8 protein-coding genes are annotated in these 8,130 nt (G+C 64.8%); 6 read left to right on the top strand and 2 right to left on the bottom strand.

The genetic code is table 11. The features are described from left to right. The 6 genes from BMZ25_RS21015 to BMZ25_RS20265 all read left to right on the top strand — a co-directional run. Positions 1-477 (top strand): beta/alpha barrel domain-containing protein (locus BMZ25_RS21015; RefSeq protein ID WP_218142582.1); only part of this gene is annotated, 477 nt, incomplete at its 5' end. Between the two features lie 139 nt (positions 478-616). After that, positions 617-2,125 (top strand): ABC transporter substrate-binding protein, encoded by a 1,509-nt coding sequence (locus BMZ25_RS20285; protein WP_218142581.1) that lies wholly within the window; start codon positions 617-619, stop codon positions 2,123-2,125. 124 nt (positions 2,126-2,249) lie between these two features. Further along, on the top strand, positions 2,250-3,137 hold the full coding sequence (locus BMZ25_RS20280) for an ABC transporter permease (protein WP_235859956.1): 888 nt from the start codon (positions 2,250-2,252) through the stop codon (positions 3,135-3,137). Further along, on the top strand, positions 3,134-4,078 hold the full coding sequence (locus BMZ25_RS20275) for an ABC transporter permease (RefSeq protein ID WP_218142580.1): 945 nt from the start codon (positions 3,134-3,136) through the stop codon (positions 4,076-4,078). Before BMZ25_RS20280 ends, BMZ25_RS20275 begins: the two co-directional genes overlap by 4 nt. Continuing rightward, complete coding sequence (locus BMZ25_RS20270; RefSeq protein WP_092696451.1) at positions 4,075-5,718, top strand: ABC transporter ATP-binding protein; 1,644 nt, start codon at positions 4,075-4,077, stop codon at positions 5,716-5,718. The genes BMZ25_RS20275 and BMZ25_RS20270 overlap by 4 nt, the downstream gene beginning before the upstream one ends. Positions 5,719-5,749: 31 nt before the next feature. Next, the gene (locus tag BMZ25_RS20265; RefSeq protein ID WP_092696454.1) at positions 5,750-6,583 is read left to right on the top strand and encodes a DMT family transporter; all 834 of its coding nucleotides are present in this window, start codon (positions 5,750-5,752) and stop codon (positions 6,581-6,583) included. Between the two features lie 3 nt (positions 6,584-6,586). Here the strand turns inward: BMZ25_RS20265 and BMZ25_RS20260 are convergent, their stop codons facing one another. Both BMZ25_RS20260 and BMZ25_RS20255 read right to left on the bottom strand, forming a co-directional pair. Next, a complete protein-coding gene (locus BMZ25_RS20260) occupies positions 6,587-7,519 on the bottom strand; it encodes a 2-hydroxyacid dehydrogenase (RefSeq protein ID WP_092696450.1) in 933 nt (310 codons plus the stop codon). A gap of 3 nt (positions 7,520-7,522) precedes the next feature. Beyond that, positions 7,523-8,130, bottom strand: a 608-nt coding sequence (locus tag BMZ25_RS20255; RefSeq protein ID WP_143071586.1) for a ribonuclease activity regulator RraA, incomplete at its 5' end; no start/stop codon positions are given.

Genomic DNA, 8,130 nt, shown 5'->3' with positions numbered 1-8,130 from the left:
ATCGGCGAGGGCACGGTCAGCTACGTCAAGTACGCGGTCGAGCGCGGTGATCCGGCGCAGGATCCGTATCTCGACGTGATCCTCGACGCGGTCGGCGTCGACAAGGTCGCGAGCGGCATGGGCGAGACGCCGATTGCCGACCATATCGGCGGGCGCGGCATGTCGACCTTCACCTCGGGCGCCGTCTGCATCGCGCCGGCCGCGTCGAACGCGCTTCTGTCGCTGTACCGCGCGGGGCGGACGGACGAGGCGGCCGAGCTCGCCGCGCCGTTCCTGGAGTTCGAGCGCCACCGCGCCGAGCTGGGCGGCACGTCGGTGCTGCACGATTCCATGGGGATCGCCGACATTGCCGAATGCGGGCCGCTGACGCCGCTCGTCTCGAACCTCGACGATGACGCACGCAAATCGCTGGCGCCCGTGATCGAACGGCTTCTCGCCGCCGAAAGCGCCGTCCGCGACAGGAAAATCGCGGTCTGAACTACCGGCAAACGATAAGCTTGACCCATTGATGCATTAGTGCTCTAGACTGGTCGAGTTGGGCGAAAACGCCACAAGCCGCGGGATGTGCCGGCCATGCCGCGGCTCGGAGGAGGGGCCGGCACGGGAGGAGATATCCATGACGTTTTCACTGATGCGTGGCAGCGCGATTGCCGCTCTGGTCGCCGGGGCAGGGTCCTTCGGCGGGGCCGCGCTGGCCCAGGATGTGACGATCGTACTGCCCGAGCAGCCGGCGAACCTCGAGCCGTGCCGGTCCATTCGCTCGGACATCGGGCGCGTCATCAACATGAACATCACCGAGACGCTCACCATCATCCAGCCGGACACCGGCGAGGTCACGCCGCATCTCGCGACCGAATGGGAGCAGGTCGATGACACGACCTGGCGGTTCAAGATCCGCGAAGGCGTGGAGTTTCAGGACGGGGCGCCGCTCAACGCCGAGGCAGTGGTCAACTCGATCAACCGCCTGATGAACCCGGATCTCACCTGCGATAGCCGCTCGAAATTCGGTGATGTGGAACTGACGCCCGAGGCGGTCGACGAGTACACCGTCGAGATCAAGTCGGACATCCCGATGCCGATCATGCCGACGCTGGCGGGGACGATCCAGGTCGTGTCGCCCAACATGCCCTTCGACGAAGAGGTCAACGACCCCGTCGGCACCGGCCCCTACACGTTGGCCGAGGCCGACAACGAGCATATCGTGCTCCAACGCGATGATGGCTACTGGGGGGATGAGCCTGCGGTCGAAACGGCCACCTATCTGTGGCGCAACGAATCCGCGATCCGTGCCGCCATGGTCGAGACCGGCGAGGCCGACCTTACGCCGACGATCGCCGTGCAGGACGCCACGAACCCCGAGACCGACTTCGCTTACCTGAACTCCGAGTCAACACGCATGCGGATCGACATGTCGATTCCGCCGCTCGATGACGAGCGTGTGCGCCGCGCGTTGAACATGGCGATCGACTGGGATGGCATGGGTGAGGCGCTGTTTGGCCCTGATGTGCTGCGTGCGACGCAGATGGTCGTGCCGGGGGTTCGCGGGCACAATTCCGATATAGAACCTTACACTTATGATCCCGAGCAGGCGAAAGCACTGATCGAAGAGGCCAAGGCCGACGGCGTGCCCGTCGACACCGAGATCACGCTGATCGGCCGCAATGGGTTCTTCCCGAACTCTTCGGAGTCTCTGGAAGCCATGCAGGCCCTGTGGTCCGAGATCGGGCTGAATATTGCCATCGAGGAGCTCGAGGCCAACGACTGGGTGCGCTACCTCGACAAGCCGTTTCCCGAGGGTCGCGGCCCCACGCTGTTCCAGCAGCAACACGACAACAACACGGGCGATGCGGGCTTCACGGTGCCGGTGATGTACCACAGCGAGGGCCAGTACTCGACCGTGGCCAATGAGGAGCTCGACCAGATCATCGAGGAGGCGATGGCCGCCACGGGGGACGAGCGGGGCGAGTTGTTCCAGCAGGCTTTCGCCAAGGTCTACGAGGATATCGTGGGCGACGTCACGATGTACCACATGATCGGCTATGTCCGCGTCGGCGATCGCCTGGACTGGAAACCGGACCTGAAGACGAACAGCGAAATCCGCCTGGCGGACATCAAGTTCAACTGATCGTCCAGGCAGCCGGGCGTCCGTTCAGCCCGGCTGCCTATCCCGGTCCGGCAACGGACCGGCCTTTCACCTGAAAGGAGCCGCTCCGGTGTTCACCTACGTCTTTCGCAGATCGACCCAGAGCATGGCCGCCGTCGTGGCGTTGCTCGTTCTGGTCTTCTTTCTCGCCCGCCTGACGGGCGATCCGGCCTATCTCTACCTGCCACTCGACAGTACCGAGGCGCAGCGGCAGGCCTTCAACGAGCTCAATGGGTTCGACGATCCGATCTACATCCAGTTCTTCCGCTATCTAGGTGATCTCGCGCAGCTGGACTTCGGCACCGCGCTCAGCCGGAATCGCCCGGCCATGGAGGTCACGCTTGAGGCATTCCCGGAAACGCTCAAACTTGCGACGATCGCGATGGCGTTGGCCCTGTTCGCCGCCGCCGTGGTGGGGTCGCTTGCGGCCGCTCGTCCCGGCGGGGTGTTCGACCGTCTTGCCACGACGATCTCGCTCGCGGGGGCCAGCGCGCCGGACTTCTGGGTGGCGATCGTCGCTATCCTGGTCTTCGCGGTTTCCCTCGGGCTGTTGCCAACGTCGGGAACAGGTAGTGCGTTGCACTGGATCATGCCGATCGGCGTCCTAATGCTGCGGCCCTTCGGGCTTTTGACGCAAGTGGTGCGCGGGTCGATGATGGGTGTGCTCAGTCAGCCATATATCAAGACCGCCCGGGCCAAAGGTGTCGCCCGCCGTCGGATCATCTTCGTCCACGCCCTTCGCAATGCGCTGCTGCCGGTGATTACCGTTGCGGGCGACCTGATGGCGAGCCTCGTGAACGGCGCGGTCGTGGTCGAGACAATCTTCGGCTGGCCGGGCATCGGCAAGCTGATGATCGACGCCATCGTTCGCCGGGACTTCGCGCTGATCCAGTCGACCGTGCTGGTCACGGCTGTCGCGATCTTCGTCATGAACATCGTGATCGACCTGATCTACGCGGCCGTTGATCCCAGAATTAGGCACCAGCAGACATGAGCTTCGTGACCATGGACAAAGCCGAAGGGGCATCAGGCCCCAAACCCAAGCGTCCGGCAGGGCCGCTCCGGCTGGTCTTCCGGGACCCGCTGGCCGCTTGCGCTGTCGTGTTTCTGATCTTCATCGCGCTCTGCGCCCTTGTTGGCCCGGTCGTCATCGGTGACCTCGCCACGACACCAAACTTCCGGGCGCGCAACCTGGCTCCGTTCGACGCATCGATGGGGCCGGCGTATTTCCTCGGGGCGGACACGCTGGGCCGCAGCCTTGCCGCGCGGCTCGTGGTGGGGGCGCAGAACACGCTGGGAATCGCCGCGGCAGCTGTGATGTGTTCGCTCTTTCTCGGCGGCACCCTGGGGCTCGTCGCCGGCTACGCCCGGGGGATCGGCAGCACGCTGATCCTGCGGCTCGCAGACGTGATCATGAGTTTTCCGTCGCTTCTTTTGGCGTTGATCGTGCTCTACAGCCTGGGACCCTCGATCCCGAACCTGATCCTCGTGCTCGCGATCACCCGTATCCCGATCTATCTGCGCACGATGCGAGCCGAAGTGCTGGAAGTGCGCGAACGGATGTTCGTCGGCGCTGCGACCGCCCTCGGCGCGAGCCATGCGCGGATCGTCTTTCGCCACATCGCGCCGGTCGTCATTCCGACGATGCTGACAATCGGCGCCATCGACTTTGCGACCGTGGTGCTGGCGGAATCCTCGCTCAGTTTCCTCGGCCTCGGGATTCAGTCGCCCGAATTTACATGGGGGTCGATGGTGGCGACCGGACGGGGTTATCTGTCCACCGCCTGGTGGGTGGCGTTCTGGCCGGGTCTGATGATCCTGCTGACCACGTTGTCGCTCAATATTCTCTCAAGCTGGTGGCGCACCTACGCTGACCCTCACCAGCGCTGGCGTCTCGAACTGCCGCGCCGTCTGCGCCGGAGGATCCAGAAATGACCGAGAAGAATTCGCTCCTGACGGTCGAGAACCTGACCGTCGACTTCCACTCCGCCGCAGGTGCTTTCCGAGCAGTGAACGACGTGAGCTTTCATGTCGAACAAGGAGAGACACTGGTGATCCTTGGGGAAAGCGGCTCGGGAAAGTCGGTCTCGGCCAGCGCCGTCATGGGGCTGATCGACACCCCGCCGGGCGAGATCGTATCGGGTCGCGTGACCTATCGCGGGACCGACGTCACCCGGATGAGCGAAGAGCGGCGCATGGCCTTCAACGGTTCGAAGGTCGCGGTAATCTTCCAGGATCCGCTGTCCCACCTGAACCCCGTCTATACGATCGGCTGGCAACTGGACGAAGTGTACGAAGTACACGGCAAGGCGAAGGGCGCCGAAGCCCGTAGGCGCAGCATCGAGGTGCTCCGCCGGGTCGGGATCCCCGATCCCGAGACCCGTGTCGACTGGTATCCACACCAGTTCTCCGGCGGGCAGCGGCAGCGCATCATGATCGGAATGGCCATTGCGCTCGGGCCCGAACTCTTGATCGCGGACGAACCGACGACCGCGCTTGACGTCAGCGTGCAGGCGCAGATCCTCGACCTGTTGAAGGAGCTTCAGCGCGAGGAAGGGCTGGCCATCGTGATGATCACCCACGACCTCGAAGTCGCCGCCAACATGGCGGACAGGGTGATCGTGATGAACGCCGGGGAGATCGTCGAGCAGGGACGGGCACGCGACGTTTTCGCCGCACCTCAGCACGACTATACTCGTCGCCTCATGAGTGCGTTGCCCGACGAGTCGAGTTATGCTGATCACGGCATCGCCAAGACCGCCGAGCCGATACTGCAGGTGCGCGACCTGTCAAAGACGTTCACTCTGTCGCCCGGATTGTTGCGTGCGCCGAAGTCGCTCCGTGCTGTGGATTCCGTCAGCTTCGACCTGAGGGCGGGCGAGACGCTTGGTATCGTGGGCGAGTCCGGGTCTGGCAAGTCGACGATCGCCAAGATGCTCCTGCGGCTGACGAACGCGACCTCGGGCGAGGCCCTGTTTCACGGGAACGACATCTTCGAAATGGATCGTGCGGCGCTGCTGAAGTTCCGACGCCGCGTGCAGATGGTGTTTCAGGATCCGTTCAGCTCGATGAACCCGCGGATGAGCGTGTTCTCGATCATCTCGGAGCCTTGGCAGATCCATCCCGACATTCTCGAGAAGTCGCGCTGGCGCGCGCGGGTGGGCGAGCTCCTTGAAATGGTGGGGTTGAAGCCCGAACATGCCGATCGCTTCCCCCACCAGTTCTCGGGCGGGCAGCGGCAGCGGATCGCCATCGCGCGGGCGCTGGCCTGCGATCCCGAGCTTATCGTCTGCGACGAGGCCGTTTCGGCGCTGGACGTGTCGATCCAGATGCAGATCATCGAACTGCTGGCCGAGCTGCGCGATCGGCTGGGGTTGGCCTACATCTTCATCACCCACGACCTGCCGATCGTGCGCAACTTCGCAGACCGCATATTGGTGATGCAGGCAGGGCAGGTGGTGGAGATGCAGCAGACCGAGGCGATCTTCCGCCGCCCCGAACAGCCCTATACCCGGATGCTGATCGAGGCCTCGCCGAAGCCGAAATGGGAACAGCCCAAGCGCATCCCGGCCTGACATGGGCGCAATACCGGCAGCCCTGCTGCTCATGGCCTTCAACGCGGTCATGAGCGCACTCGACACGGTCTTCGTTCGCCTCGTGGCGGGCGAGGTGCATCCGCTGGAGATCGCGTTCTTCCGCAATCTCTTCAGTTTGATCACGCTGTTCCTGATCCTGCCGCGAGGTGAGCGCACGCTTGACGGAAACGGCCTCTGGCCGCTGCACGGGCTGCGCGCGGTGATCAAGCTTGCGGCGATGCTGACCTATTTCGTCGCCATCACCATGCTGCCGATTGCTTTGGTCACGGCCATCGCGTTCTCCATGCCGTTGTTCGTTGTCGTCGGCTCGATGATGTTTCTGGGTGAGGGCGTAGGGCGGCACAGACTTATCGCGCTGGGGGCCGGACTGGCCGGGATGCTGATCATCCTTCGACCGCCCGGGGTGGAGGCGGGACTTGGCTTCGCGCTTGCCGTCTTGTCGGCGATCCTGTTTGCGGGCGTCGCACTTCTGATGAAGGTTAGTTCCGGGCGCGAGGCGCCGCTCAGGATCGTATGGTGCAACCTCCTCGTCACAGTCCCCGTCGCTCTGGTGGTGGCGCTGCCTGTCTGGGTCTGGCCCAGCCCGCAGGCGCTGACGCTCATGGCGCTGCAGGGGATCGGCGGACTCTTCGCGCAATTGTCTGTCGCGCGGTCGATGAAGCTGGCCGACGCGTCGTTGGTCATTCCGGTCGACTTTCTGCGTTTGCCGATCGCAGCCTTCCTGGGACTCGCTCTGTTCGGCGAGCCGTTGGAGATATGGGTGCTGGTGGGCGGCGCCGTGATCTTCGCTGGCGTGGTCTACAGCGCTAGGACGGAGAGCCGGTTGTCCCGGCTCTCGTCCTGAGACTTAGCGGTCTGGGGGCGTGTCCGTTCCCAGCCTGGCGACGAGCGCATCAACCATGGCGTCGCCCATGCGCTGCCGCGTCTGTGTGGTGCCGCTGCCGATATGCGGCGTCAGAAGAACACGTGGATCGCGCTTCAGGGCCTCCGGAACCTCGGGTTCCTCGGCAAAGACGTCCAGCGCTGCGCCGGCAATGGCATCGCGGCTCAACACGTCGATCAGTGCCGCCTCGTCCAGGATCGCCCCGCGCGAGATATTCACGACCCAGCCCCCCGGGCCGATCGCCTCGAAGAAGCGGGCGTCCGCGATCCCGCGTGTCTCGGGTGTGAGCGGGCAGGTCAGCACGACGATCCGGCACGCTTGCGCCAGCTCCAGCGGTGTCGCGTGATAGGGCAGATCAACGGGCTTGCGACGCGGGCCGCTGTAGCTGACACTGGCGCCAACCGCTTCCAGGCGCCGCGCGACCGCTTGACCGATCTGACCGAAGCCGACGATGCCCACTTCCATGCCCTGCAAGGAGACCTGAAGCGGGTAGGGGGCGTCGGGCCACTTGCCGTCGCGCACATAGCGGTCGGCGTTGTGGATGTCTCGCGTCACACCGAGGATTTGGCCGAGTGCGAGGTTCGCAACTTCCTCGGCGAGGATGTGCGAGGTATTCGCAATCTCGATCCCACGGGAGCGGGCGGTGTCGATGTCGACATTCTCAAGCCCGGCCGAGTAGCTGGAAATAATCTCCAGGCCCGGCAGGCGGTCGAGCAGTGCCGCATCCACTACCGTCTTGCGCAGCGCGATGCCACGAAGCTGCGGGCCGACCTCGTCGAGCATCGCCGAGGCGCGGGTTGCGTCCGAGGGCAGGTCATGGACCTCGAATGCTGCTTCGAGCTCCGCGTTTGTCTGGTCCGACAGCTTGGCGGCGCGCAGGATCGCAGGTTTGGCCATCTCTCAGCGGCCCTTCTCGGCGCGCCAGGCTTCGAAGGCCTTCTGGGTGTCGGGGTTCGTCGGCGGGTAGAGGCCGATGACCTCTGCGCCTTCGGCGACCTTCTCGATCACGAAATCCTCGAAGACGGTCATCTCGACCGCGTCCTCGGCGACCTCGTCGACGATGTCGCGCGGGATCACCATGACGCCGTCGCCGTCTCCGACCAGGATGTCGCCCGGCCAGACGGCCACGTCGCCGCAGCCGATCGGCACGTTGATGTCCAGCGCCTGGTGCAGGGTCAGGTTCGTCGGGGCCGAGGGCCGCTCGTGATAGGCGTGGATGTCGAGCGCGGCGATCTCGGGGCTGTCGCGGAAGCCGCCATCCGTCACCACCCCTTCCAGCCCGCGCACCATCAGGCGGGTCACCAGGATCGCACCCGCCGAGGCGGCGCGGGAGTCCTTGCGGCTGTCGAACACCATGACGGCGCCCGACGGCGCCTCTTCGACGGCCTTGCGCTGGGGGTGCTCGGGGTCGCGGAAGACCGCGATCTCGTTCAGGTCCTCGCGGGCCGGGATGTAGCGCAGCGTGTAGGCCGGGCCGACCATGTTCTCGTCGCGCTGCCGCAGCGGGT

The sequence above is a fragment of the Tranquillimonas rosea genome (assembly GCF_900111315.1).
GTDB classification, from domain to species: domain Bacteria; phylum Pseudomonadota; class Alphaproteobacteria; order Rhodobacterales; family Rhodobacteraceae; genus Tranquillimonas; species Tranquillimonas rosea.
Note: the sequence above shows the minus strand (reverse complement) of the source record. Positions and strands in the feature narration are given on the sequence as shown.

What these genes read in the sequence shown, in the direction of transcription:
- BMZ25_RS20285 (WP_218142581.1), top strand. Translation starts at nt 617, where the DNA reads ATGACGTTTTCACTGATGCGTGGCAGCGCGATTGCCGCTCTGGTCGCC.
- BMZ25_RS20270 (WP_092696451.1), top strand. Translation starts at nt 4,075, where the DNA reads ATGACCGAGAAGAATTCGCTCCTGACGGTCGAGAACCTGACCGTCGAC.
- BMZ25_RS20260 (WP_092696450.1), bottom strand. Translation starts at nt 7,519, where the DNA reads ATGGCCAAACCTGCGATCCTGCGCGCCGCCAAGCTGTCGGACCAGACA.
- BMZ25_RS20275 (WP_218142580.1), top strand. Translation starts at nt 3,134, where the DNA reads ATGAGCTTCGTGACCATGGACAAAGCCGAAGGGGCATCAGGCCCCAAA.
- BMZ25_RS20280 (WP_235859956.1), top strand. Translation starts at nt 2,250, where the DNA reads ATGGCCGCCGTCGTGGCGTTGCTCGTTCTGGTCTTCTTTCTCGCCCGC.
- BMZ25_RS20265 (WP_092696454.1), top strand. Translation starts at nt 5,750, where the DNA reads ATGGCCTTCAACGCGGTCATGAGCGCACTCGACACGGTCTTCGTTCGC.